25 protein-coding genes are annotated in these 25060 nt (G+C 66.4%); 5 read left to right on the forward strand and 20 right to left on the reverse strand.

What is annotated here, in order from left to right:
* Positions 1 to 14 precede the first annotated feature (14 nt).
* From lepB to O1Q03_RS14110, 16 genes are all read right to left on the reverse strand, one after another.
* Positions 15 to 908, reverse strand: coding sequence for a signal peptidase I (gene lepB, locus O1Q03_RS14035; protein ID WP_269504171.1), 894 nt, complete (start codon positions 906 to 908; stop codon positions 15 to 17).
* Positions 909 to 924: 16 nt separating this feature from the next.
* The gene (lepA, locus tag O1Q03_RS14040) at positions 925 to 2718 is read right to left on the reverse strand and encodes a translation elongation factor 4 (protein ID WP_269504172.1); all 1794 of its coding nucleotides are present in this window, start codon (positions 2716 to 2718) and stop codon (positions 925 to 927) included.
* Between the two features lie 227 nt (positions 2719 to 2945).
* Positions 2946 to 3182 (reverse strand): glutaredoxin family protein, encoded by a 237-nt coding sequence (locus tag O1Q03_RS14045; protein WP_269504173.1) that lies wholly within the window; start codon positions 3180 to 3182, stop codon positions 2946 to 2948.
* Positions 3183 to 3189: 7 nt separating this feature from the next.
* Positions 3190 to 4689 (reverse strand): DegQ family serine endoprotease, encoded by a 1500-nt coding sequence (locus O1Q03_RS14050; protein ID WP_269504174.1) that lies wholly within the window; start codon positions 4687 to 4689, stop codon positions 3190 to 3192.
* 16 nt (positions 4690 to 4705) lie between these two features.
* A complete protein-coding gene (locus O1Q03_RS14055) occupies positions 4706 to 5758 on the reverse strand; it encodes a MucB/RseB C-terminal domain-containing protein (protein ID WP_269504175.1) in 1053 nt (350 codons plus the stop codon).
* A 5-nt stretch (positions 5759 to 5763) separates the two neighbouring features.
* Positions 5764 to 6396: a sigma-E factor negative regulatory protein gene (locus O1Q03_RS14060; protein ID WP_269504255.1), complete on the reverse strand. Its 633-nt coding sequence runs from the start codon at positions 6394 to 6396 to the stop codon at positions 5764 to 5766.
* 88 nt (positions 6397 to 6484) lie between these two features.
* The gene (gene rpoE / locus O1Q03_RS14065; RefSeq protein WP_269504176.1) at positions 6485 to 7084 is read right to left on the reverse strand and encodes an RNA polymerase sigma factor RpoE; all 600 of its coding nucleotides are present in this window, start codon (positions 7082 to 7084) and stop codon (positions 6485 to 6487) included.
* Positions 7085 to 7175: 91 nt separating this feature from the next.
* Positions 7176 to 7640 (reverse strand): hypothetical protein, encoded by a 465-nt coding sequence (locus O1Q03_RS14070; protein ID WP_269504177.1) that lies wholly within the window; start codon positions 7638 to 7640, stop codon positions 7176 to 7178.
* An 11-nt stretch (positions 7641 to 7651) separates the two neighbouring features.
* On the reverse strand, positions 7652 to 8884 hold the full coding sequence (gene fabF, locus O1Q03_RS14075) for a beta-ketoacyl-ACP synthase II (protein WP_269504178.1): 1233 nt from the start codon (positions 8882 to 8884) through the stop codon (positions 7652 to 7654).
* 162 nt (positions 8885 to 9046) lie between these two features.
* A complete protein-coding gene (acpP, locus tag O1Q03_RS14080) occupies positions 9047 to 9286 on the reverse strand; it encodes an acyl carrier protein (RefSeq protein ID WP_004197638.1) in 240 nt (79 codons plus the stop codon).
* A 144-nt stretch (positions 9287 to 9430) separates the two neighbouring features.
* Entirely contained in the window at positions 9431 to 10180 is a 750-nt protein-coding gene (fabG, locus tag O1Q03_RS14085) for a 3-oxoacyl-ACP reductase FabG (protein ID WP_175721876.1), read from the reverse strand.
* A 36-nt stretch (positions 10181 to 10216) separates the two neighbouring features.
* Positions 10217 to 11149, reverse strand: a complete 933-nt coding sequence (gene fabD, locus O1Q03_RS14090) for an ACP S-malonyltransferase (protein ID WP_269504180.1) — start codon at positions 11147 to 11149, stop codon at positions 10217 to 10219.
* An 85-nt stretch (positions 11150 to 11234) separates the two neighbouring features.
* Positions 11235 to 12224 (reverse strand): beta-ketoacyl-ACP synthase III, encoded by a 990-nt coding sequence (locus O1Q03_RS14095; protein ID WP_269504181.1) that lies wholly within the window; start codon positions 12222 to 12224, stop codon positions 11235 to 11237.
* Entirely contained in the window at positions 12225 to 13331 is a 1107-nt protein-coding gene (plsX, locus tag O1Q03_RS14100; RefSeq protein WP_269504183.1) for a phosphate acyltransferase PlsX, read from the reverse strand.
* 129 nt (positions 13332 to 13460) lie between these two features.
* Positions 13461 to 13640, reverse strand: a complete 180-nt coding sequence (gene rpmF / locus O1Q03_RS14105; RefSeq protein WP_006051932.1) for a 50S ribosomal protein L32 — start codon at positions 13638 to 13640, stop codon at positions 13461 to 13463.
* A 98-nt stretch (positions 13641 to 13738) separates the two neighbouring features.
* The gene (locus O1Q03_RS14110) at positions 13739 to 14374 is read right to left on the reverse strand and encodes a YceD family protein (RefSeq protein ID WP_269504184.1); all 636 of its coding nucleotides are present in this window, start codon (positions 14372 to 14374) and stop codon (positions 13739 to 13741) included.
* A 277-nt stretch (positions 14375 to 14651) separates the two neighbouring features.
* On the opposite strand from O1Q03_RS14110, the gene O1Q03_RS14115 reads away from it, so the two are divergent.
* Together O1Q03_RS14115 and O1Q03_RS14120 are read left to right on the forward strand one after the other, a co-directional pair.
* Complete coding sequence (locus tag O1Q03_RS14115; RefSeq protein ID WP_269504185.1) at positions 14652 to 15281, forward strand: Maf-like protein; 630 nt, start codon at positions 14652 to 14654, stop codon at positions 15279 to 15281.
* Positions 15278 to 16000: an SAM-dependent methyltransferase gene (locus O1Q03_RS14120; RefSeq protein ID WP_269504187.1), complete on the forward strand. Its 723-nt coding sequence runs from the start codon at positions 15278 to 15280 to the stop codon at positions 15998 to 16000. The genes O1Q03_RS14115 and O1Q03_RS14120 overlap by 4 nt, the downstream gene beginning before the upstream one ends.
* A 54-nt stretch (positions 16001 to 16054) precedes the next feature.
* On the opposite strand, the gene O1Q03_RS14125 is transcribed toward O1Q03_RS14120, so the two are convergent.
* The 4 genes from O1Q03_RS14125 to O1Q03_RS14140 are packed head-to-tail and all read right to left on the reverse strand — an operon-like array spanning position 16055 to position 19136.
* A complete protein-coding gene (locus O1Q03_RS14125; protein WP_269504188.1) occupies positions 16055 to 17047 on the reverse strand; it encodes a S49 family peptidase in 993 nt (330 codons plus the stop codon).
* A 12-nt stretch (positions 17048 to 17059) separates the two neighbouring features.
* Positions 17060 to 17470 carry a Rieske (2Fe-2S) protein gene (locus tag O1Q03_RS14130; protein WP_269504190.1) on the reverse strand — a complete coding sequence of 137 codons (411 nt, stop codon included), beginning with the start codon at positions 17468 to 17470 and terminating at the stop codon, positions 17060 to 17062.
* Positions 17467 to 18126: an HAD-IA family hydrolase gene (locus tag O1Q03_RS14135; RefSeq protein WP_269504192.1), complete on the reverse strand. Its 660-nt coding sequence runs from the start codon at positions 18124 to 18126 to the stop codon at positions 17467 to 17469. The genes O1Q03_RS14130 and O1Q03_RS14135 overlap by 4 nt, the downstream gene beginning before the upstream one ends.
* A gap of 5 nt (positions 18127 to 18131) precedes the next feature.
* Entirely contained in the window at positions 18132 to 19136 is a 1005-nt protein-coding gene (locus tag O1Q03_RS14140) for an RluA family pseudouridine synthase (RefSeq protein ID WP_269504194.1), read from the reverse strand.
* A gap of 723 nt (positions 19137 to 19859) precedes the next feature.
* Between O1Q03_RS14140 and O1Q03_RS14145 the strand changes: the two genes are divergently transcribed.
* The 3 genes from O1Q03_RS14145 to mobA all read left to right on the forward strand — a co-directional run bounded on the left by O1Q03_RS14145 (position 19860) and on the right by mobA (position 25027).
* Positions 19860 to 23111: an Rne/Rng family ribonuclease gene (locus O1Q03_RS14145; RefSeq protein WP_269504196.1), complete on the forward strand. Its 3252-nt coding sequence runs from the start codon at positions 19860 to 19862 to the stop codon at positions 23109 to 23111.
* Positions 23112 to 23253: 142 nt separating this feature from the next.
* Entirely contained in the window at positions 23254 to 24366 is a 1113-nt protein-coding gene (gene moaA / locus O1Q03_RS14150; protein ID WP_269504198.1) for a GTP 3',8-cyclase MoaA, read from the forward strand.
* A gap of 43 nt (positions 24367 to 24409) precedes the next feature.
* On the forward strand, positions 24410 to 25027 hold the full coding sequence (gene mobA, locus O1Q03_RS14155; protein ID WP_269504209.1) for a molybdenum cofactor guanylyltransferase MobA: 618 nt from the start codon (positions 24410 to 24412) through the stop codon (positions 25025 to 25027).
* The last annotated feature ends 33 nt before the right edge of the window (positions 25028 to 25060 follow it).

The raw sequence follows: 25060 nt of genomic DNA on the forward strand, positions 1-25060 counted from the left end.
GTCGACCAACGCGATCAGCGGAAGGAACCGATGCGCTTCAAATCGCTGAAGTTCATCCAGATGAAGAACGCGCGACCGACGATGTTGTTGTCCGGCACGAAACCCCAGTAGCGGCTGTCCGCGCTGTTGTCGCGGTTGTCGCCCATCATGAAGTAGTTGCCCGGCGGCACCTTGCAGATCACGCCGCGGCTGTTGTACGTGCAGTTGTCGCGATACGGGAAATCGTAGGCGCCCATCACGAACGGCGGCACGGCGGGGTTGTTGAGGATCGCGTTCTTCTTGTTGCCGATCGTTTCCTCGAACTGCTTCGCGTAGTTCTGGCGCTCATCGTCGAAGAAATCGGGCAGCGGCGTTTCGGGCACTGGCTGGCCGTTGATCGTCAGTTGCTTGTCCTGGTAAGCGACCGTGTCGCCCGGCAGGCCGATCACGCGCTTGATGTAGTCGACCGACTCGTCCTTCGGATAACGGAACACGACGACGTCGCCGCGCGACAGCGGGCTGCCTTGCGTGATCTTCGTGTTCGTGACCGGCAGGCGCAGCCCGTATTCGAACTTGTTCACGAGGATGAAGTCGCCGACGAGCAGCGTCGGCACCATCGAGCCCGACGGAATCTTGAACGGCTCGACGACGAACGAACGCACGACGAACACCGCGAGAATCACCGGGAAGAAGCTCGCGGTGTACTCGAGCCACCACGGCTGACGCAGCTTCTCGTCGCGCAGCTTCGAACGCGTCTGCACCGCATTTTCATCCGCGAAACGCTTGTCGACGCGCGACTGCTGACGATCGAACTCCTCGATCGCCACGTCGGCCGCCTTGCGTCGCCGCGGCAGGAACACCAGTTTGTCCAACACCCACGCCACACCCGTCACGACGACGAGCACAAAAAGAATCAACGCAAAATTCATAAAAGGATCAGTCCTGTTATTTGTCTTCGACGCGCAAGATCGCGAGGAACGCCTCCTGCGGGATCTCGACCGAACCCACCTGTTTCATGCGTTTCTTACCTTCTTTCTGCTTCTCGAGCAGTTTCTTCTTTCGCGTGATGTCGCCGCCGTAGCACTTCGCGAGCACGTTCTTGCGCAGCGCCTTGATGTTCTCGCGCGCAACGATGTGCGCGCCGATCGCCGCCTGGATCGCCACGTCGTACATCTGGCGCGGGATGATCTCGCGCATCTTCGCGGCCACCTCACGGCCGCGATACTGCGACTGCGACCGGTGCACGATGATCGACAGCGCATCGACCTTGTCGCCGTTGATCAGCATGTCGACCTTCACGACGTCCGACGAGCGGTATTCCGTGAACTCGTAGTCCATCGACGCATAGCCGCGCGACACCGACTTCAGGCGATCGAAGAAGTCGAGCACGATCTCGGCCATCGGAATTTCGTACGTGAGCTGCACCTGGCGGCCGTGGTACTGCATGTTGATCTGCGAGCCGCGCTTCTGCTCGCACAGCGTGATCACGGAGCCGACGTAGTCCTGCGGCATGTACAGGTTCACGGTGACGATCGGCTCGCGCACTTCGGCGATGCGGCCGGGCTCCGGCATCTTCGCCGGGTTCTCGACCATGATCGTCGAGCCGTCGCTCTGCACCACTTCATAGACGACCGTCGGCGCGGTCGTGATGAGGTCCATGTCGAACTCGCGCTCGAGCCGCTCCTGCACGATTTCCATGTGCAGCAGCCCGAGGAAGCCGCAGCGGAAACCGAAGCCGAGCGCCTGCGACACTTCCGGCTCGTACTGCAGCGATGCGTCGTTGAGCTTCAGCTTCTCGAGCGACTCGCGCAGCGCGTCGTACTGGTTCGCCTCGACCGGATAGAGGCCCGCGAACACCTGCGGCTTCACTTCCTTGAAGCCCGGCAGCGGCTCGGCGGCGGGCTTGGTCGCGTGCGTGACGGTATCGCCGACCTTCGCGGCCGTCAGTTCCTTGATGCCGGCGATGATGAAGCCCACCTGCCCGGCCGACAGCGATTCGAGATTGCGCGACTTCGGCGTGAACACGCCGACGTGCTCGACCGGATACTGCGCGCCGGTCGCCATCATCTTGATCTTGTCCTTCGGACGCAGCGTGCCGTTGACGATGCGCACGAGCATCACGACGCCGACGTAGTTGTCGAACCATGAGTCGATGATCAGCGCCTGCAGCGGCGCGGCCGGATCGCCCTTCGGCGGCGGCACCTTCGCGATCAGCGATTCGAGCACGTCTTCCACGCCGAGGCCCGTCTTCGCGCTGCAGCGCGTCGCGTCCGTCGCGTCGATGCCGATCACGTCCTCGATCTCCTCGATCGCGTTCTCGGGGTTCGCGGCCGGCAGGTCGATCTTGTTCAGCACGGGCACGACCTCGACGCCGAGTTCGATCGCCGTGTAGCAGTTCGCGACCGTCTGCGCCTCGACGCCCTGGCTCGCGTCGACCACCAGCAGCGCGCCTTCGCACGCGGACAGCGAACGGCTGACCTCGTACGAGAAGTCGACGTGCCCCGGCGTATCGATCAGGTTCAGGTTGTAGACCTTGCCGTCGCGTGCGCGATAGGACAACGCGGCCGTCTGCGCCTTGATCGTGATGCCGCGCTCGCGCTCGATATCCATCGAGTCGAGCACCTGCGCTTCCATTTCACGGTCGGCGAGGCCGCCGCATACCTGGATGATGCGATCCGCGAGTGTCGACTTGCCATGGTCGATGTGCGCGATGATCGAGAAATTGCGAATATGATCCATTCAGTGCCGATCAAGCGAAAAAGGCGCGCTCGACGACTGCGGAGCACGCCTTGTAAGTCGGTGAAAAAACGGCTTATTTTAGCCGAAAAGGCCTTTGCCGGGCGGTAATTTGGGACGCCGGGCGGCCCGCGCCCGGTAACGACTTCCCGGTGAGCGGCCAATGCTGCCGCCCCCGAAGCGAAAACGCGCGGCTCGAAACGGTGCCGCACCAGCCTGCCAGCCGAGCTTCAGCGCCGGGCCGCGAGCGCGTCGCGCACCCTCCCCTCGTCGAAGCGATGCCGGCACACTTCCGTGCCGTCGAGCAGCAGTATGGGCACGTCCTCGTCATAGCGGGCAACGAGTGCCGGATCGGTGTCGATGTCGACATAGTCGAGCGCGACACCGAATTCGGCCGCAACCGGCGCCAGCGCGTCGCGCATGTCGTCGCACAGGTGGCACCAGCCGCGGCCGTAGAGCGTGAACATCGGCGTGTTACTTCTGCGTCGGGCGCGGCCGCACCGGCACGAACTGCGTGTTGTCGCCGCGTCGCACGAGCACCGCGACCGCCTTCTGCGGATCGAGCTGCGCGGTCACTTCGGCGAACTGCTTCGCACTCACGATGTCGGTGTCGCCGACGCGCAGCACGATGTCGCCGCGCTGCAGGCCCGCACGGGCTGCCGGGCCGTCGACGCCGTCGATCTGCACGCCGTTCTTCAGCTTCAGCGACTTCATCTGATCCGCGGAAATGTCACTGACCGTCAAGCCGAGCGAGTTGGTCTGGCGCGGCTTCTGCGGCGCGTTCTTGCGCTGCTCGGCCTTCGCCGTCGTCTCCACCGGCGTCTCCGCGATCGTGATCGGCAGCTCACGCGCCTGCCCCTTCCGCCACACGCTGACGGTCGCTCTGGTACCCGGCTTCGTGTCGCCGACCATGCGCGGCAGATCCGACGCCGTATCGACCGGCCGGCCGTTGAACTTCAGGATGATGTCGCCCGGCTGGATGCCCGCCTTGTCGGCCGGACCGCCCGGCTCGACGCTGCTGACCAGCGCGCCTTCGGCCTTCGGCAGCCCGATCGAATCGGCCACGTCCTTCGTCACCTCGCCGATCGCCACCGCGATCCGGCCGCGCGTGACCTTGCCCGTCGCCTTCAGCTGGTCGGCCACGCGCATCGCCTCGTCGATCGGGATCGCGAACGAAATGCCCATGAAGCCGCCCGTACGGCTGTAGATCTGCGAGTTGATGCCGATCACTTCGCCCTGCATGTTGATCAGCGGGCCGCCCGAGTTGCCGGGGTTCACGGCGACGTCGGTCTGGATGAACGGCAGGTAGTCGCCGGTGTTGCGGCTCTTCGAGCTGACGATGCCGGCCGTCACGGTGTTGTCGAGGCCGAACGGCGAACCGATCGCGACGACCCACTCGCCGACGCGCACCTTGTTCGAATCGCCGATCGCGACGATCGGCAGGTTCGACGCCTGGATCTTCACGACGGCGATGTCCGTGCGGTCGTCGACGCCGATCAGCTTCGCCTTGAATTCGCGCTTGTCGGTCAGCGTCACGTAGATCGTGTCCGCATCGTCGACGACGTGCGCATTGGTCATCACGTAGCCGTCCGCCGACACGATGAAGCCAGAGCCGACGCCGCGGTTCTGTTCGGTATCGGGCGGATTGTCGGGCGCCGGCGCGTTTTTCGAACTGTCGCCACCGCCGCCGGGCGCCTGCGGCAGCGGAATGCCGAAGAAGCGCCGGAAGAATTCCGACATGTCGCCATTGTCGAACCCGGGCGGCAGCGCGCCGCGCTGGCCGGGCACCGGCACGTTCGCGGTGGTCCGGATGTTGACGACGGCCGGCCCTACTTTTTCGACCAGGTCGGCGAAGTCGGGAAGACTGGCGGCGGGTGCCGCCGTCGTGGCCGCGGCCGCGGTATGCGGAACGAGCGGCAGGCAGGCGCACAGCGCTGCCGCCGCGAGCCAGTTGCGCAGCGTGAGTTTCGTCATGTCGGAAGCCGAAGCGTTACTTGGAAGCCTTGTATTCTATGGCAGACGCGAACTGCTGCAACGTAGCCGGCGGCACTTCGCCGAGCACGGTGATCCAGTAGTCGCCGCGGCGCTTCACGAGAACGTGTGTCGCGCCGGTGCTGCCCGCGCCTTCCTTGCGCGTATTTTTGTCGGCCGGCTCGATGAAGACGGAGATCGTCGCAAGCCCGTCGGTAAAGACGGCCTGATCCACCGGAATCGGCGGATCGCCGGCGTCGCGCGCGGCCATCGGGCGGCGCACTTCACGGATCTTCGCGAAACCGGCGACGTTCGGTGCGATCTGCCAGCCCTGCGCTTCCATGTCGACCGTCGCAACCGGCGGACGGACGACCGTCCAGCCGCCGAGGTTGCGGATGCCGGCGGCGATCGACGACTTGTCGCCGGCCGTGCCGCCCGTCTGCACTTGCGAGAATGCAATCTGCTCGAGCACGTGGTCGCTCGCGTCGAGCGTCTGCGAACGCAGCAACAGCCCGGTGCGCGCGTCGGCCCACAGCTTGTACGTGAAGCGGTACGCGTCCTTCGGCACGAGCTCGACGACCTGCGCGTCGATCCCTGCCACGCGATCCTTGCCGAGCGATTTCGCGTCGTAGACGGACATCACGTGTTCGCCGCTCGCGCCGAGCAGCGCGGGGAACGAATCGCGCGTCTGGCGGCGCTCGACCACGCACAGCTTGCGCTCCGGCACGAACGTGTAGAGCTCGTCGTTATGCCGCAGGACCTTGCGCGGCTTGCCGTCGAGCGTCTCGATGCGCTCGAACTCGCCGTCGCGCGACGACACGTGCGCGATCCGGGACGACTGCACATAGCCGCCGCGCTGGTAGACGAACGTCCCCTCGTAGTTCTGCTGCTGCGCCGCCTGCTGGATGCGGTCGAGCCAGTCCGCCGCACCCTTGCGGGTCGCGACGGGATCGTCCGGTTGCTGGGCGCTGGCAGGAAGGGATTGAACGGACAACAGGGCGGCTGCGCAAAGCAGGAGGGCCGGCAGCCGCTTCCATCCGGAGATGGCGTGATTCAACTGCAATGTCCGCATCGGGTTTATTGGCCTGGCGTGGTGGTCACGGCAGCGCGGATCAGCGGCATCGAGCCCGTGACGACGGGCTGCTGGGCGAATTGCTGGTGCGCTTCAAGGTATTGGTCGAGGCTCGCGTCGCGAATGATGTTGACGTCCTGCAGGCCCGGCTGGGTCGATGCCTGCGCAACCGTCACGCGCTGCAGGTTGCCGCCCTGCGGTGCGCCTGCCGATGCGACCTGGACGGCGCCCGGCGTACCGGCCGTCTGCATCTGCGGGACGACGATCCACGTCAGCGTGGCTGCGGCGGCGGCCACCGCGAACGCGGGCACGACGCGCCGGCGCAGCGACAGCAGCTTGCGGGCGACCGGCGTGCGGGCGACCGGCGCGGCGGCCGGCGCGAGCAGGTGCGGCTCCCTTTCGAGCGCGGCCGACATGCGCGCGGTGAACGCGACGCTCAGCGCGGGCGACAGCGCGAGCTCGTCCGAGCGCAGCGCATCGCCGATCAAGTGGTAATGGGCCCACGCTGCGCGGTCGGCGCGGTCGAGCTCAGCCAGAAACTGCCCATGATCCGGGCCGTCGAACAGTTCACCGTCGACCAGAGCGGAAAGGCGCTCGCCGCGCGAGCACGCCTGCGACTGCGTATTGACCGACCCCATGATGCTCCCCATCTTGCACACACCCCGTCGTGATTCCACGACTCTATCCGTAACTAGACCCCGACCCGCGTCGATCCACCCATCGCGCTTACCAGCGCTTGCCTTCGGGCGTATCGAGCAGCGGACGCAATTTCGCAGCGATTGCCTCGCGTGCCCGGAAGATGCGCGACCGGACCGTTCCGATCGGACAGCCCATCATTTCCGCGATCTCTTCGTAGCTCAAGCCCTCGATCTCGCGCAGCGTAATCGCCTGGCGCAGTTCTTCGGGCAAGAGAGCCATTGCAGCGTTGACCGTCTCGGCAATCTGCTTGCTCATCAACATCGACTCAGGCGTGTTGATATCCCTTAGTTGGTCTGCGTCGGAGAAAGTTTCCGCTTCCTCTGCATCGGCCTCGGTCGACGTCGGCGCCCGACGGCCTTGCGTCGCAAGGTAGTTCTTCGCAGTATTGACGGCAATCCGGTACAACCACGTGTAAAACGCCGACTCGCCGCGAAATTGCGGCAGCGCACGATACGCCTTGATGAACGCATCCTGGGCCACATCCTCGACCTCGGCGGGATCCCGCACGAGGCGCGAGATCAGCCGAATGATCTTGCGGTGGTATTTGGAGACCAGGAGTTCGAACGCCGCCTTGTCGCCTCTCTGTACGCGCTCGACCAGAGCCTGATCGATTTCTTTTTCACTCACCTGACAAATCCGTTAACTAGGGATGCAACGCGGAGCGCTATTGTAGCGTTCCGGCGCCGGGCGCTGGTTACGGTCGGTAACTGCGCCGCCGTCATGCCCGCCCCGCCGTGCCCGCGGTTCGCGCCAGCACGGACAGCGCGCTGAACGACGCGGCGTCGAGCGCATCGGCCGGAATCAGCAGCGGCCGTGCGCGGCGGGCACCCTGCCCGACCGACAGCACGAGCAGCAGGCTGCTCCAGTGCGCATGGCCCGTGACGCGCCCGCGCGCAAGCAGCCGCCCGCTGCGGCCAAAGGCCGCAATCTCCCCGAATGCATCGATCCGCACCTCGGCCGGCAGCCGACGGGCGCAGGCCCGCGCGGCACACACGGCAAGCAGCGCGGCCGTCGCCGCGGACACGCAAGCGCCTGCGGCAGCCCCCGCCCGCGGCGCCCAGAACAGGTACGCGGACGCGACAGCCGCCGCGACGAACGCGGCCAGCACGACATACGACACGGCCGAGGCCCGCAGCGCGAAACGCTGCGGACGCCCAGCCGGAGCATCGAATGGACTCGTCAAGCGATTCTGCTTCAGACGCGCTTGAACACCAGCGTGCCGTTGGTACCGCCGAAGCCGAAGTTGTTCTTCACGGCCACGTCGATCTTCATGTCACGCGCGGTGTTCGCGCAGTAGTCGAGATCGCACTCCGGGTCCTGGTTGAAGATGTTGATGGTCGGCGGCGACACGTTGTTGTGCAGCGCCAGCACCGTGAACACCGACTCCAGGCCGCCCGCGCCACCCAGCAGGTGACCCGTCATCGACTTCGTCGAGTTGACGACCATCTTGTACGCGTGCTCGCCGAAGGCCGCCTTCACCGCGTCGGACTCGTTCTTGTCGCCGAGCGGCGTCGACGTGCCGTGCGCGTTCAGGTACTGGACTTCGTCGGGGTTCACGCCGGCGTCGCGCAGTGCCGCGACCATGCAGCGGCGCGGGCCGTCCATGTTCGGCGCGGTCATGTGGTACGCGTCGCCCGTCATGCCGAAGCCCGAAACTTCCGCATAGATCTTCGCGCCGCGCGCCTTCGCCGCCTCGTACTCTTCCAGCACCATCACGCCCGAGCCTTCGCCGAGCACGAAGCCGTCGCGATCCTTGTCCCACGGACGAGACGCCGTCGCCGGATCGTCATTGCGGGTCGACAACGCACGCGCTGCCGCGAACCCGCCGATGCCGAGCGGCGACACCGTCGATTCGGCACCGCCCGCGACCATCACATCGGCGTCGCCGGCCTGGATCAGCCGCGCAGCGAGACCGATGCTGTGCAGGCCGGTCGTGCAGGCCGTCACGGTCCCGAGGTTCGGGCCTTTCAGGCCGAACATGATGCTCAGGTGACCCGAGATCATGTTGATGATCGAACCCGGCACGAAGAACGGCGAAATCCGGCGCGCACCGCGATCGACGTAGGTCTGGTGCGTATCTTCGATCATCGGCAAGCCGCCGATGCCGGAGCCGACCAGCACACCGATGCGTTCCGCATTGGCTTCGGTCACTTCCAGCCCGCTGTCGCGGATTGCCTGGACGCCGGCTGCGATGCCGTAATGGATGAACGTATCCATGTTGCGGGCTTCCTTCGCCGGAATGTATTCCTCGGCGCTGAAACCCTTCACTTCGCCCGCGAAATGGCACGCGAGGTTCGACGCATCGAACTTCGTGACGGTGGCGATGCCGGACTTGCCGGCGACGAGATTGGCCCAGCCGTCGGCAACATTATTGCCAACGGGCGAAATCAGCCCCAGGCCTGTAACGACAACACGACGGCGGCTCACGGTAACCTCTTTTCCATTGGATGACAAAAACAAAAGCCACAGTGGCCGCAGGAACCAGCCCTGCGAGCCCTGTGGCTGTTAGTCCGTCCGGCGCGGTTGCCGGCAGGATGGCGCGTCAAACGCGAAGATCGCGGCGACGTGGCAGACGAGCGCGAAGCGCGCTTACGCCTTGACGTTTGCGCGAGCGTAGTCGATCGCTTGCTGGACCGTCGTGATCTTCTCTGCTTCTTCGTCCGGGATTTCCATGCCGAACTCGTCTTCCAGAGCCATCACCAGTTCGACCGTGTCGAGCGAATCGGCGCCCAGGTCGTTCACGAACGAAGCTTCGTTCTTGATCTCGGCTTCAGCGACGCCCAGTTGCTCAGCGACGATCTTCTTGACACGTTGTTCGATGTTGTCCATTACCCCTCCGAGGGAAAGTTCAGATTTACAAGTGCGCGCATTTTATCAGGTTTGCTGACGCCAAAACGCGCGTTGGCTTGATGGTCGATCAAGCGCCGGTCCGCCTGAAAAACGGGATACGGCGCGGATGGTAAACGAAAACCGTTACGACATGTACATGCCGCCGTTCACGTGCAGCGTCGTGCCGGTGATGTAACCGGCTTGCGGCGATGCGAGGAACGCGACGGCATGGGCGATGTCCTCCGGGCTGCCGAGGCGGCCGAGCGGAATCTGGGTCTTGAGCGCGGCTTGCTGTTCTTCCGGCAGCGTCTTCGTCATGTCGGTGTCGATGAAGCCCGGCGCGACGCAGTTCACCGTGATGCCGCGGCTGCCGATTTCTCGCGCGAGCGCACGCGTCATGCCCGCGACACCGGCCTTCGCGGCCGCGTAGTTGGCCTGGCCCGGGTTGCCGGCCGAGCCGACCACCGACGTGATGTTGATGATGCGGCCGCCACGCGCCTTCATCATCGGGCGCAGCACCGCGCGCGACAGGCGGAACACCGACTTCAGGTTGGTGTCGATCACTGCGTCCCAGTCCTCGTCCTTCATCCGCATCGCGAGCTGGTCCTGCGTGATCCCGGCGTTGTTGACGAGCACGTGGAGCGCGCCGAATTCCTTCACGGTCGCGTCGATCAGCGCCTCGGCTGCCGCCGCGTCGTTGACGTTCAGCACCGCGCCGCGGCCCGTCACGCCCGCTTCCGCGAACCCGGCGGTAATCGCGGCAGCGCCCGATTCGCTCGTCGCCGTGCCGATCACCGTCGCGCCCAGGCGCGCCAGTTCGATCGCGATCGCCCGGCCGATGCCGCGCGATGCGCCGGTCACGATCGCGACCTGTTTATCGAGAGTCTTTTCCATGAATCGAATATCCGTCTCTTGAGGAAAGGCGCCGCGTCAGGCGGTCGCCAGCTTGAGCGCTTCTTCGAGCGACGCCGGATCGAACACCGATGCGCCGACCAGGTTGCCGTCGATGCGCTTGGTCAGCCCTGCCAGCACCTTGCCCGGACCGCATTCGATCACGTGCGTGACGCCGGTGCCCGCGATGTGCTGCACGCACTCGACCCAGCGCACCGGGCCCGCGGCCTGCCGCACGAGCGCGTCCTTGATCGCGGCCGGATCGCTGACCACCGCGACGTCGATGTTGTTGACGACCGGAATCTGCGGCGCCTTCACGTCGACGTTCGCGAGATAGTCGCGCAGTTGATCCGACGCCGGCTTGAGCAGCGACGAATGGAACGGCGCCGACACCGGCAGCGGCAGCGCGCGCTTCGCGCCCTTCGCCTTCGCGATCTCGCAGGCCTTCTCGACGGCCGCCTTCGCGCCCGCGATCACGACTTGCGCCGGCGCGTTGAAGTTCACCGCTTCGACCACGCCCGCTTCGGCGGCTTTCGCACATACCGCGCGTACCGCGTCGTCGTCGAGGCCGAGGATCGCGGCCATGCCACCCTGGCCGACCGGCACGGCCGTCTGCATGGCCTGCGCACGGAAGCGCACCAGCGGCACCGCGTCCTTGAACGCGATCGCGCCGGCCGCGACGAGCGCCGTGTATTCGCCGAGGCTGTGACCCGCGACGATCGACGGCGCCGGGCCGCCGGCCTGCTGCCATGCGCGATAGCACGCGTACGCGGCCGTCAGCATCACGGGCTGCGTGTTGGTCGTCAGATTGAGTTCGTCGGCCGGACCTTCGGCGATCAGCTTGCCGAGATCCTGATTGAGTGCATCGGATGCTTCCTGGAGCGTCTCGCGCACGACGGCCAGATCGGCGAATGCGTTGAGCATGCCGACCGCCTGCGAGCCCTGCCCCGGAAAAACGAATGCAAATTTCATATCGTCCCCAATTGAATCGATTTGGACGGCGCGCGCGAACGGCGCGCCGGTTCGGGATCCGCGCGCAGCACACGCGCGCTGCGGATCAGAAGCGGAAGACCGATGCGCCCCAGGTGAAGCCGCCGCCGACGCCTTCGATCAGCACGTGCTGACCGCGCTGGATGCGGCCGTCGCGCACCGCCGTATCGAGCGCCAGCGGGATCGATGCAGCCGACGTATTGCCGTGCTGATCGACCGTCACGACCATGCGCTCCTGCGGCAGGCCGAGCTTGCGGCAGGTGCTGGTCATGATGCGGATGTTGGCCTGGTGCGGAATCAGCCAGTCGACTTGCTCGGGTGCGAGATTCGCCTTGGCGAGCGCCTCGATCGCGACCTTCTCGAGCACGTTGACCGCGAGCTTGAACACGGCCTGCCCGTCCATGTACAGGAACGCGCTGCCGTCGATCACGCCGCGATTGACGTTGCCCGGGGTGCAGAGAATGTGCGAATAGCTGCCGTCGGCGTGCAATGCGCTGCCGAGCACGCCGGGCTCTTCCGATGCGGACAGGATCACCGCGCCCGCGCCGTCGCCGAACAGCACGCAGGTCGTGCGGTCCTTGAAGTCGAGAATGCGCGAGAACGTCTCCGCGCCGATCACGAGCGCCGTACGATGCTGGCCGCTGCGGATGAAGCTGTCGGCCGTCGCCATCGCATAGGCGAAGCCCGAGCACACGGCCTGCACGTCGAATGCCGCGCCGCCGTTCTTGATCCCGAGCTTGTTCTGCAGCAGGCAGGCCGTGCTCGGAAACACGAAATCGGGGGTCGAAGTCGCGACGATGATCAGGTCGATCGACTGCGCATCGATGTCGGCCGCCTCGATCGCGCGGCGTGCCGCTTCGAGCGCGAGATCGCTCGTCGTGACGTCCGCTGCGGCGAAATGGCGCGCATGGATGCCGGTGCGCGCGACGATCCACTCATCGCTCGTCTCGATGCCTTCCTTCGCGAGACGATCGGCGAGTTGCTGGTTCGTGACGCGGTCGGGCGGCAGATAGCTGCCCGTGCCGAGCACGCGGGAATAGAGAGTCGATTGGGCCATTTATGCTTTAGAGGATTGCGCAGCGGAAGGTTCAGCGTGATGGCCTGCTGCCGGGCTCGCCTGGCCCGCGCTGCCCGCGTTGTGTTCGCCGTCGTCGAGCGACACCGAATTGTCCGCCATCGCGCGCGTGAGGCGCTCCAGCACGCCGTTTTTGACGGCATCATACCCGCGTTTGATCGCCCACTCAAACGCGTAGGCATCGGCCGAACCGTGGCTTTTGATCACGAGACTCTTCAGCCCCAGGAGCGCCGCGCCGTTGTACTGGCGATGGTCGACGCGCTTCTTGAAACGCATCAGCACCGGCAGCGCGAGCAGCGCCATGAACTTCGACATCAGCGACCGGCCGAATTCCTCGCGGATGATGTCGGACAGCATCTGCGCGAGCCCCTCCGACGTCTTCAGCGCGACGTTGCCGACGAAGCCGTCGCAGACGATCACGTCGACCGTGCCCTTATAGATGTCGTTGCCTTCCACGTTGCCGCGGAAATTCAGCGTGCTGGCGCGCAGCAACTCGCCCGCGCGCTTGATCGTCTCGTTGCCCTTGATGACCTCTTCGCCGATGTTCAGCAGGCCGATCGTCGGACGCTCCTTGCCCTCGAGCGCGGCGACGAGCGCATGCCCCATCTCCGCGAACTGCAGCAGGTGCTGCGGCTCGCAGTCGACGTTCGCGCCGAGGTCCAGCATCATCGTGTAGCCGGTCGGGTTCGGCAAAGCGAACGCGATCGCGGGCCGCTCGATGCCGGGCAGCGTCTTGAGCACATAACGGGAAACGGCCATCAGCGCGCCGGTATTGCCGGCGGAGATACAGGCCTGGGCCGCGCCTTCCTTGACGTGGTTGAGCGCGACACGCATCGAAGAATCCTTCTTCTTGCGCAGCGCCACTTCGACAGGGTCGTCCATGGCCACGACTTCGGTGGCGGGCACGATGGTCAGCGCCGGATCGTCGAGGGCTTTGAGCTTTTTCAGCTGAGCGCGGATCGCGCTTTCGATGCCGACGAGCATCAGGTGCGCATCGGGATGCGCGCGGACGAACTTGACTGCCGCGGGAACGGTCACGGACGGGCCGTGGTCGCCTCCCATGCAATCGATTGTGAGCTTTACGGTCATGGAATGCGACGAATTTCAGGCACAAAAAAGCGGCAGTTGAATGCCGCCTTTTTGTTGCGCCAGGAAAGTGTCAAGCGAACCAGTTGTCACGCGAACGGCGAGCGTAGCGCGCAACGCGTGACTTGACGCTTAGTCGTTCTTCGTCTTGACGACTTTCTTGCCGCGATAGTAGCCGTTCGGGCTGACGTGGTGACGCAGATGCACTTCACCCGTGCTCGGCTCGACTGCCAGCGGCGCTGCCGTCAGGAAATCGTGCGAACGATGCATGCCGCGCTTCGACGGCGACTTCTTGTTTTGCTGGACTGCCATGACTAACTCCTAAATAATTTTCCGGATTCTAACACAGCCCGATCCGGCGCTTAACTACCCTGGCCCAAAGCCCTTACGCCTTCCCGCGCCACAACTGCTTAGTGTTTCTTGTTGCCGTCGCCGTCCTTCTTCAACGCTTCCAGCGCTGCGAACGGATTCGGCCGTTTGCCTTCGTCCCCGGCTTCCTCGGACTCATCGTCCGCGTCTTCCAAAGGACCGCTCGCACCCGACACGAGGCTTTCGTGAACTGCCGGGCAAACCTCGTGCTTGGGCACGAGCGGCAACGAAAGCAGCAATTCCTCTTCGATCAAGTCGACGAGATCGAACTGGCGAGAGCCCACGATCACATCGGCTTCATCGTCGTCGAGCGGAAATTCTTCAGCTTCTTCTTCGGTCGCGACGACCCGGTACGTCATGTCGACGTCGAACGTCTGGTCGTACGGGGTCATGCAGCGCTGGCACGTGAGCCACGCATGGCCGTGCACCGCGAGGCGCAGATACGGCTGCTGCCCATCGGCGCCGTCGTCCTGCAACTCCTTCTGGGTAAACCCTTCGGCCTGCCACGTGAAGACCGTGTCGCGATCTGGCGCGTCCACCGGCACTTCGTTTAACATGCGCGGCAGTTGCGAAAGACGCACCGCGCCTGCTGCCTGCCGGCCGCTGCGGGCGAATTCGAACAGGTCGACCACGTGCGGATCAAGCGATGCCGCAGGTTTGCCAGAAGAAGTGTTCATATGCGCTCCTGCCTACAGGCTGACTTGCGGATCCGGCTTGGCACCGCTCACTTGGCACGGCTCACGTACGGGCGATACCGCCGCGCACGCTTCGTACCACGCTTCGTACTGTACTTCCGCGTACTTTACTTCCGAAGACCCGGCAGGCGCCACCACAACGAAAGCCTGCCGACGAAAAGCGGGAAAGCATACCTGTTTTACCTTTTACGGTCAATCACTTAAGCTTGCGTCCGCGCAACGCCGCGCCACACCTGACGACTCACCGACCCAACCGACCATGCCGGATACCGTTTGCCGCCCGCCGCGGCTGATTCTCGCCTCCAGTTCCCGATACCGCCGCGCACTCCTCGAGCGCCTCGGCGTGCCGTTCGACGTCATATCGCCCGATCTCGACGAAACCCCGCTCGCCGGCGAGACGCCGGCCGCGACCGCGTTGCGCCTCGCCGGCGCAAAGGCGCGCGCCGTCGCCGCGACGATCGATGCGCCGGACGGCGTGCTCGTGATCGGGTCGGACCAGGTCGCAACGTTCGACGGGCGGCAGATCGGCAAGCCCGGCACGCATGAGCGCGCGCTCTCGCAACTGCTGTCGATGCAGGGCCGCGACGTCGAGTTCCATAGCGCGCTCAGCCTGTACGACAGCCGCACCGGCGACACGCAAACCGAGGACGTCGTCACGCACGTGCGCTTTCGCTCGCTGCCCGAAGCCGAACTCGACGCGTATCTCCGCGCGGAAACGCCATACGACGTCGCCGGCAGCGCAAAATCCGAAGGGCTCGGCATCGCGCTGCTCGACGCGATCGACTCCGACGATCCCACCGCACTCGTCGGCCTGCCGCTGATCGCGCTCACGCGAATGCTGCGCGCCGCGGGCTATCCGTTGTTCGCCACCCATGGAGACCGCGCATGACCGCCGGCACGCTCTACCTCGTCCCGAATACCCTTGGCGAAGGCGACGAATCGATGCTCGCCGCCGTGCTGCCCGCAGCCGTGCAGGCCCGCGCCGGCACGCTCGGCTATTACATCGGCGAAAACGCGAAAACGACCCGCGCGTTCCTGAAGAAGATCGGCACGACGCGGCCGATCCAGGAAATCGAGATCCGCGAGCTGAATGTCAACACGCCGGGCGGCGAGATCGACCGGCTGCTCGCGCCGATACTGGCCGGTGCGGACGCGGGGCTCGTGTCCGAGGCCGGCTGCCCGGCCGTGGCCGATCCCGGCGCGCTGCTGGTGCGCCGCGCGCACGAGCGCGGCGTGAAGGTCGTGCCGCTCGTCGGGCCGAGTTCGATCCTGCTCGCACTGATGGCATCGGGCCTGAACGGCCAGAGTTTCGCGTTCAACGGCTATCTGCCGGTCGATGCGGCCGCGCGCGCGAAACGTCTGCGCGAGCTGGAACAGCTGTCGCGCAAGGCGCGCCAGACGCAGATCTTCATCGAGACGCCGTACCGGAACCACGCGATGCTGGACACGCTCGTCGCGACGTGCGCACCGTCCACGCAGATCTGCGTCGCAGCCGATCTGACCCTCGAGACGGAGACGATCGCCAGCCGCTCGGTGGCGGACTGGAAAAAGGCGCCTGCGCCGAATCTGCACAAGCGCCCTGCGATCTTCCTGCTGCTTGCAAACTAACGCGGGAAGGCGGCGGCACGCCGCGGGGCGCACTGCCCCGTGTGCCGCTCCCGGTCAGCGCAGGCTGAACGACGTGCCGCCCGCGGTGAGCGCCTTCATCGCGGCACCGCCGACGGCCGCGCCGAACTTGCGCGCGACGCGGTTCGTCAGGCTTTCCTTCACCGTGTAGTCGACGAGGTCCGGCGCCTTCAGCACGTCGCGCGCGACCGTGTCCGTCGTGCCGTAGCCGTCCGCGAGCCCGAGTTCAACGCTCTTCTCGCCGGTCCAGAACAGCCCCGAGAACATGTCGGGCGTTTCATGCAGCCGCTTGCCGCGGCCATCCTTCACGGCCTTGATGAACTGCGCATGGACCTGGTCGAGCAGTTGCTGTGCATGCGCGTCCATCTTCGGCGTCTCGGGCGAGAACGGATCGTAGAAACCCTTGTTTTCGCCCGACGTATGCAGGCGCCGGTCGACGCCGAGCTTGCCCATCAGGCCCGTGAAGCCGAAACCGTCCATCAGCACGCCGATCGAGCCGACGATGCTCGCCTTGTCGACGAAAATCTTGTCGGCCGCCGACGCAATGTAATAGCCGCCCGATGCGCACATGTCGGTCACCACGACATACAGCGGCTTGCTCGGATACTTCGCGCGCAGCCGGCGGATCTCGTCGTAGACCATGCCGGCCTGCACCGGGCTGCCGCCCGGGCTGTTGATCCGCAGCACGACGCCAGCCGTGCTGTCGTCGTCGAACGCCGCATCGAGCGCGGTATTGATGTCGTCGGCGTTCGCGTTGGTGCCGGCCGCGATCTCGCCGTCGATCGTCACGAGCGCCGTGTGCCGCCCGCTCGACGCAAACTTCGAGTCGCTCGAGAAATTGATCAGCGCAAACGCGAACAGCACGAATACACCGAGGAACGCGAAGCGGAAGAAAATCTTCCAGCGTCGCGCCGCGCGCTGTTCCTTCACGGCCGCGAGCGCGATCCGCTCGAGCGCGGCGCGCTCCCAGCTCGGTTCGCGGCTGTCGGGACGGGACGAGGAATCAGGGGAATTCGGTTGGTCGGCCATGCAGTGTCGTGGTCAGTCGGTCGTGGCGGGAGGAACCGGCGCGGCGGGATACAGGTCCGCATCGGGCACCCAGAATACCGCACGCCCGTCCGGCGTGTCGCGCTCGTCGACCTCGACCGGCCGCAGCCGGCCGCCGCGGCACGGGCCGCCGACGCACTTGCCGGTGTCCGGCGCATAGATCGCGCCGTGCGTCGCACACATCAGATAGAGGCCCGACGACTCGAAGAACTGCCCTTCCGCCCAGTCGAGCTCCATCGGCACGTGCGCGCAGCGGTTCAGGTAGCCGTACGCGCGGCCGTCGTAGCGCACGAAAAATACGACTGCCTGCTCGCCGCGCAGCGTCGCATCGACACGCACGCCGGCGCCGCCGTCGGTCAGCGCATCGGATGCACACACGCGCACGGCGTCGAGCGCCGTGCTCATGCGTGCTCCCGCAGCCACGCCGCCAGCGAGACGACGTCCGGCGCGACGAAACGCGGCGTCAGCGCAGCCAGCGCGTCGGCCGTGTGCGCGCCGTACGAAACGCCGATGCCCGCGGCACCGGCGCTCGCGGCCATCTGCAGGTCGTGCGTCGTGTCGCCGATCATCACTGTGCGGCCGAGATCCTGCCCCAGTTCACGCGTCAGCTCGTGCAGCATCGCCGGATGCGGCTTCGAGAACGTCTCGTCCGCGCAGCGCGTCGCATCGAACACGCTCGTCAGTTTCGACTGGTCGAGCACGCGGTTCAGCCCGACCCGGCCCTTGCCGGTCGCGACCGCGAGCAGGTAGCCCGTGTCGCGCAGCTCGGCGAGCAGTTCGCGCACGCCGGCGAACAGCTCGATGTGCTGGTCGTCGAGCAGATAGTGATACCGATAGCGCTCGGCGAGCCGCGGATAGTCGGACGGATCGAGGGTCGGAGCGGTAATCTGCAATGCATCGCGCAGGCCGAGACCGATCACGTAACGGGACGCCTCGTCCGAGGGCTTGGGCAGACCGAGATCGCGGCAGGCGGCCTGGATGCTGTGCGCGATGTGCGCAGTCGAATCCATCAGCGTGCCGTCCCAGTCGAAGACGATCAGATCAAATTGCTGTCGGGCCATGCGATTCAGGCGGTATCGCGCAGAGCGCTGAGTTGATCGAGAAAGCGCCGGCATTCGTCCGGCAGCGGCGCGTCGAACTGCAGCGCCTCGCCGGTCAGCGGGTGAGCCAGCCGCAGACGATGCGCATGCAGGAACATCCGTTTCAGCGACGGCTGCGCGTTCGCGCGCGCCAGCGCCTTGTTCAGTGCGAAATCGCCATACTTGGCGTCGCCGGCGATCGGCAGGCCGAGATGCGCGAGATGCACACGAATCTGATGGGTCCGACCCGTTTTGAGTTCCGCCTCGACCAGCACGTAGTCCGGCCAGCTGTCGAGCAGGTTGAATACGGTGTGCGACGGCAGGCCGTCGTCCTGGACGCGCACGCGCCGCTCGCCCTCCGGCGTCGAATACTTGAACAGCGGCGCCTTCACCGCGCGGCGGCGGCCCCAGTCGGGCTGCCATTCGCCGTGTCCGCACGCGAAGTAGCGCTTGTCCATCCGGTTTTCGCGGATCTGTTCGTGCAGGCCGACGAGCGCGGTGCGCTTCTTGGCGAGCATCAGGATCCCGGACGTCTCGCGGTCGAGCCGGTGCACGAGTTCGAGGAATTTCGCGCGCGGGCGCGCCTGGCGCATCTGCTCGATCACGCCGAACGCGACGCCGCTGCCGCCGTGCACCGCGACACCGGCCGGCTTGTTGATGACGAGCATCGCGTCGTCCTCGTACAGCACGTCGAACTGCGCGGGCGGCACGATCGGCGTGTCGGCGCGCGCGAGGTCGGCGGCCGCCACCCGCACGGGGGGCACGCGGACGACGTCGCCGAACGCGAGACGATACTGCGCATCGACCCGACCCTTGTTTACCCGAACTTCCCCGCTGCGCAGGATTCGGTAAATATGGCTCTTGGGCACGCCTTTACAGACGCGCAACAGGAAGTTATCGATCCGCTGACCGGCCGCGTTTTCGTCGATCTCGATCATCGATACCTGGCCGCTTGCGACTGAATTCTGGGATATTTTGCCTAACTCATTCATACTGAATATAATTTTGCCCAGCCGGACGTTGAGGGTGGCCTGACAGGCCGGCCCCGACCGAGTCGGGCAAGGCGCAAGCGGAAACCGTTATTTTACTTGCGCCGGGGGTCTGCTGCTCACCCCTAATCAAAGAGACGCAGCAAGTTGCACGCACGGCGCAGCCCGTCGGCAAGGATCGCGCCCACAGGCGGATTCGGTCGGCAACGCGCCGCGGTAACGGAAAGTTGGTTGAAAAGAATTTGATCGGTAGCCCGACGGCGCGAAGTGCGTCCGCAGGCTGCCGGTTGCGAAAATTACGGCGTTGCGCCCGATTTGGCCCCGCGGAAGCGTGCGGGGCTTGGCGACGTCAAACCAGGGAAGTACACCCCAGGCGGGAAAGTCGGGCAGGATTCGATACTCCCCGCTGCGGCCCGAGCCGCAGCATCTGCCGCCCGTCGGCGCGCGCGACGCATTGCGCGCGCCCCGTGGCAATGCCGGTATCAGGCTTAGCGCGCTTGTGCAGCGTGCGGTGTGTGGACGCCGTGCTTTGAAGCCGTGTTCGCAGGTGCCCTATGGCCGCCGGCCCCGTGTTTCGGGCCCAAGCGCCTCTTCAGGCAATTCTCCCCGCCATCCTTCCCGCTCCAGCGTGCTTGTGACAACACAACAAGGTGCGGCCTGCCGCCGTCTCCGCCGTCGCGACTGACAACCGCGGGGCGCCGGCAGCAGAGTCGCCTGGAGTCGTTCATGAAACGCATGCTGTTCAATGCGACGCAGCAGGAGGAGCTGCGCGTCGCCATCGTCGATGGGCAAAAGCTCATCGACATCGACATCGAAACAGCCGGGCGCGAACAGCGCAAAGGCAATATCTACAAAGGTGTCGTGACCCGCATCGAGCCATCGCTCGAAGCGTGCTTCGTCAACTACGGCGAAGACCGCCACGGCTTCCTGCCGTTCAAGGAAGTCGCCCGCCAGTACTTCAAGGAAGGCATCGACATGCGCTCCGCGCGCATTCAGGATGCGCTGCGCGAAGGTCAGGAGCTGATCGTCCAGGTCGAGAAGGAAGAACGCGGCAACAAGGGCGCCGCCCTTACGACGTTCATTTCGCTCGCCGGCCGCTATCTGGTGCTGATGCCGAACAACCCGCGCGGCGGCGGCGTGTCGCGCCGGATCGAAGGCGACGAACGCCAGGAACTGCGCGAAACCATGGCGCAGCTGCAGATTCCCGACGGCATGAGCATGATCGCCCGTACCGCGGGCATCGGCCGCAGCGCCGAGGAACTGCAGTGGGACCTGAACTACCTGCTGCAACTGTGGCGCGCGATCGAAGCGGCGTCGCAAAGCGGTAATTCCGGCCAGCCGATGCTGATCTATCTGGAATCGAGCCTCGTGATCCGCGCGATCCGGGACTATTTCCAGCCCGATATCGGCGAAATCCTGATCGACACGACCGAGATCTACGATCAGGCCCGTGCGTTCATGGACATCGTGATGCCGGACAACGTGTCGAAGGTGAAGCGCTACCACGACGACGTGCCGCTCTTCTCGCGCTTCCAGATCGAGCACCAGATCGAAACCGCGTACTCGCGTACGGTGCCGCTGCCGTCGGGCGGCGCGATCGTGATCGACCACACCGAAGCGCTCGTCGCGATCGACGTGAACTCGGCGCGCGCGACCAAGGGCGCGGACATCGAGGAAACGGCCACCCGCACGAACCTCGAAGCGGCGGACGAAGTGGCCCGCCAGCTGCGCCTGCGCGACCTCGGCGGCCTGATCGTGATCGACTTCATCGACATGGAGTCGGCCAAGAGCCAGCGCGAAGTCGAGCAACGCCTGAAGGACGCGCTCAAGCACGACCGCGCCCGCGTGCAGATGGGCAAGATCTCCCGCTTCGGCCTGATGGAACTGTCGCGCCAGCGCCTGCGTCCGGCCCTGTCGGAAGGCAGCCACGTGACGTGCCCGCGCTGTAACGGCACCGGCCACATCCGCGACACCGAATCGTCCGCGCTGCAGGTCCTGCGGATCATTCAGGAAGAAGCGATGAAGGAAAACACCGCGGCGATCCACTGCCAGGTGCCGGTCGAGGTGACCGCCTTCCTGCTCAACGAAAAGCGTCAGGAAATCAACAAGATCGAGTCGCGCTTCAAGGTCGGCATCGTGCTGATCCCGAACAAGCACCTCGATACGCCGCACTACAAGCTCGAGCGCCTGCGCCATGACGACGCACGCCTCGACGATCCGCGCGCGTCCTGGAAGATGGCCGAGGAAGCCGCCCGCGAACTGGAGTCGGAAACCGGCTACAGCAAGCGCGCAGCCGACGTGAAGCCGAAGCAGGAAGCCGCGGTCAAGGGCATCACGCCCGAGCGCCCGGCTCCGAGCCCGGCACCCCAGCGCCCGGCCGAGCCGGTTGCGGCCCCGGCACCGGCGCCCGCACCGGTCGCCGTGGCAAGCGGCGGCTTCATCGGCTGGCTGAAGGGTCTGTTCGGCATGTCGCCGGCTCCGGCCCCCGCGCCGGTCGCACCGGCACCGGTGAAGGAACAGGCTGCCCGCCCGGCCCGCGAGCGGACCGAGAAGTCGGACCAGCGCGGCGGCGATCGCAACCGCAACCGTCGCGGCGGCACCCAGCAGGCTCAGGGCGGTCGCGACCAGGCTGCAGCAGGCCGCGGCCAGCCGCAACGCCCGGAACGCGAAGGCAAGGAAGTACGCGAGTCGCGTGAACCGCGCGAAGGCCGTGAACCGCGCGAGGGCCGTGAACCGCGCGAGGGCCGTGAACCGCGTGAGGGTCGCGAACCGCGCGAAGCTCGCGAACCGCGTGAAAACCGCGAAGGTCGCGAGGGCCGTGGCCCGCGTGAAGGCCGCGAACCGCGCGAGCCGCGTGAAAACCGCGAACCGCGTGAACCGCGCGAGAACCGCGAGCCGCGCGAACGCGTGGAGCAGCCGGAAGCCGCCGAAGCAGCCGGTCGTGGCGAGCGCCAGGAACGTGGCGAGCGTCGCGAGCGCGGCGAACGCCGCAAGCCGACGCAGCATGCGGCCACGCTGGAAACCGTCACCCGTGGCGAGAACCACCCGGAATCGGAAGCCGACGAAGCAGCCGTCAACGCGCTGCCGGGCGCCGATGTCACTGCCGATGCGGAAGCCGGCGCACGTGACGGCGAGGAACGTCGCCGCCGCCGCCGCGGCCGCCGTGGCGGTCGCCGCGAGCGCGAGGACGAAGGCGCAGTCGTCGACCAGGGTATGCACGGCGAAGCCGCCGAGCAGGCCGTGACGACGGAAGCGTCGCCCGCGATCGAGCCGACCCATGCGGCCGCACCGGCCGCCGTGGCAGCCGTCGCCGCAGCAGGCGCCGCCGTTGCCGACGCAGCGGTCGAGCAGCGTGCCGAACCGGCCGCACCGGCCGCGGTCGAGCCGCAACCGGCGCCGGTTCGCGTCGAAGCGACGCCGGTCGCTCCGGTCGAGCCCGCCGTGGTCGCCCAGGCCGCCGAACCGGCACCGGTCGCACCGGCCGCCGCCGAGGAAGCCGGCCCGGCTCCGGTCGCGGTTTCGCCGACCGACGCGTTCGAAGTGCCGGCCGCACCGGCTGCCGTCGAAGCGCAGCAGTCCGCGCCCGTCGAGCAGCCCGCACCGCCACCGGTCGTAGCGGCCGAAGTTGCTCCGGCAGCGGTCGAACCGGCGTCTGTCGCTCAGGTCCATGTCGAAGCGGCACCGGTCGAACCGGCTCATGTCGAAGCCGCGCCGGTCGAAGCCGCGCCGGTCGAAGCAGTTGCCGCACCGGCTCCCGCTCCGACCGCGCAACCGGCGGCGGCGCCCGCTTCGGCGAGCCTCGATGCCGTGCTGGAACAGGCTGGCCTCGTGTGGGTGAACACGGACGCCGACAAGTTCCGCGCTGCGCAGGACGCCGCGTCGCGCCTGCCGCGTGCAGCGCGCGTGCCGCGCGAGCGCAAGTCGCTGCCGCCGGTCGACTCGACCCCGATGCAGCAGGTCGAAACGTCGCACCGCTAAGCGGCGCAGCGCTTGACCAGAAAAAGCCCGCCGAGCCCGCCGCTCCGGCGGGCTTTTTCATTTCCGCGCTGCGGGTTTCCGCCCACCGGCCCGTCCGGCCGCTTGCGGCTAAAATAGAACTCTGGCTCGCACCTCTTCCAACATGTCCCGACGCATCATTCCTCTCGCCGATGTCAGCGGGATGCCGGATATCTCCGGCGTCGCGCACACCCCTGACGGCGCCCTGGCCGACACGTTCGCCAGACCGCTGCGCGATCTGCGCATTTCGGTGACGGATCGCTGCAACTTCCGCTGCGTGTACTGCATGCCGCGCGACGTGTTCGACAAGGACTACCCGTTTCTCCCGCACAGCGCGCTGCTCACGCACGAAGAGATCGAGCGCGTGGCGCGGCTCTTCGTCGCACATGGCGTCGAAAAGATTCGCATCACGGGCGGCGAGCCGCTGCTGCGCAAGAACCTCGAATTCCTGATCGAGCGCCTCGCGCGCCTGACCACCCACGACGGTCGCCCGCTCGACCTGACGCTGACGACCAACGGTTCGCTCCTCGCCCGCAAGGCGCGCGCGCTGAAGGATGCCGGGCTCACGCGCGTGACGGTCAGCCTCGACGCACTCGACGACACGCTGTTCAAACGCATGAACGACGCCGACTTCGCGAGCGCCGACGTCCTCGACGGCATCTTCGCCGCACAGGCCGCGGGCCTCGCGCCGGTGAAGGTCAACATGGTCGTGAAGCGCGGCACCAACGACGCCGAGATCCTGCCGATGGCCGAGCGCTTCCGCGGCACCGGCGTGATCCTGCGCTTCATCGAATACATGGATGTCGGCACGTCGAACGGCTGGAACATGACCGAAGTGCTGCCGTCCGCGGACGTCATCGCACGGGTCGCCGAACGATTCCCGCTGGTGCCGCTCGAGGCACACACGGCGGCCGAAACCGCGCAGCGCTGGGGCTATGCGGACGGCAGCGGCGAGATCGGCGTGATCTCGAGCGTCACGCAGGCATTCTGCGGCGACTGCACGCGCGCGCGGCTGTCGACCGAAGGCAAGCTGTACCTGTGCCTGTTCGCGTCGGCAGGCCACGATCTGCGCGCGCTGGTGCGCGGCGGCGCAAGCGACGCCGAGATCGCGACTGCGATTGCCCGGATCTGGCAGGCCCGCACCGACCGCTATTCGCAGTTGCGCGGCAGCGCGGCCGGCGACGTCGCGCCCCACGGCGACGGCAAGCGCGTCGAAATGTCGTACATCGGCGGCTGAGCGCGCCGCCTATCCCCGTTTTCCCCACCGCTTTCCGCACCCGATGCCCGCTTCCGACCCGCCCTCCGTCACCGGCCTGCTGCTTGCGGGCGGCCGCGCGACGCGCATGGACGGCGCCGACAAGGGGCTGCAGTTGCTCGACGGTACGGCGCTCGCGCTGCACGTGCTGCGCCGGCTGTCGCCGCAGGTCGACGAGACGCTGATCAGCGCCAATCGCAACGCCGATCGCTACGCCGAGCTCGGTGCACCGTTCGGCGCGCGCATCGTGCCTGACGAAACACCCGATTTCCCCGGCCCGCTCGCGGGCCTGCTTGCCGGCATGCGGGCCGCGCGCGCGCCGCTCGTCGCGTGTTCGCCCTGCGACACGCCGTATTTGCCGTCCGACCTGGTCGCGCGGTTGCGCGCGGCACTCGACGCACAACAAGCCGACATCGCGATGGCGGTGACCGTCGACGCACAGCAGACGCGCTCGCCGCAGCCGGCCTTCGCGCTGCTGCGCGCGTCGCTCGCCGACGATCTTACCGTCGGGCTCGCGGCCGGGGAGCGCAAGGTGCGTGCGTGGTACGCACGCCACAAGACGGTCGAAGTCGAGTTTCGCGACGAGCGTGCGTTTTACAATGCCAACTCCTGGCAGGAACTCGCCGCGCTCGCCCGCCGCTGACGGCACCGGCATCGTTCCCGCCCGCCGCATGCG

The sequence above is a fragment of the Burkholderia sp. IMCC1007 genome, assembly GCF_027257875.1.
Taxonomy (GTDB): Bacteria; Pseudomonadota; Gammaproteobacteria; order Burkholderiales; family Burkholderiaceae; genus Burkholderia.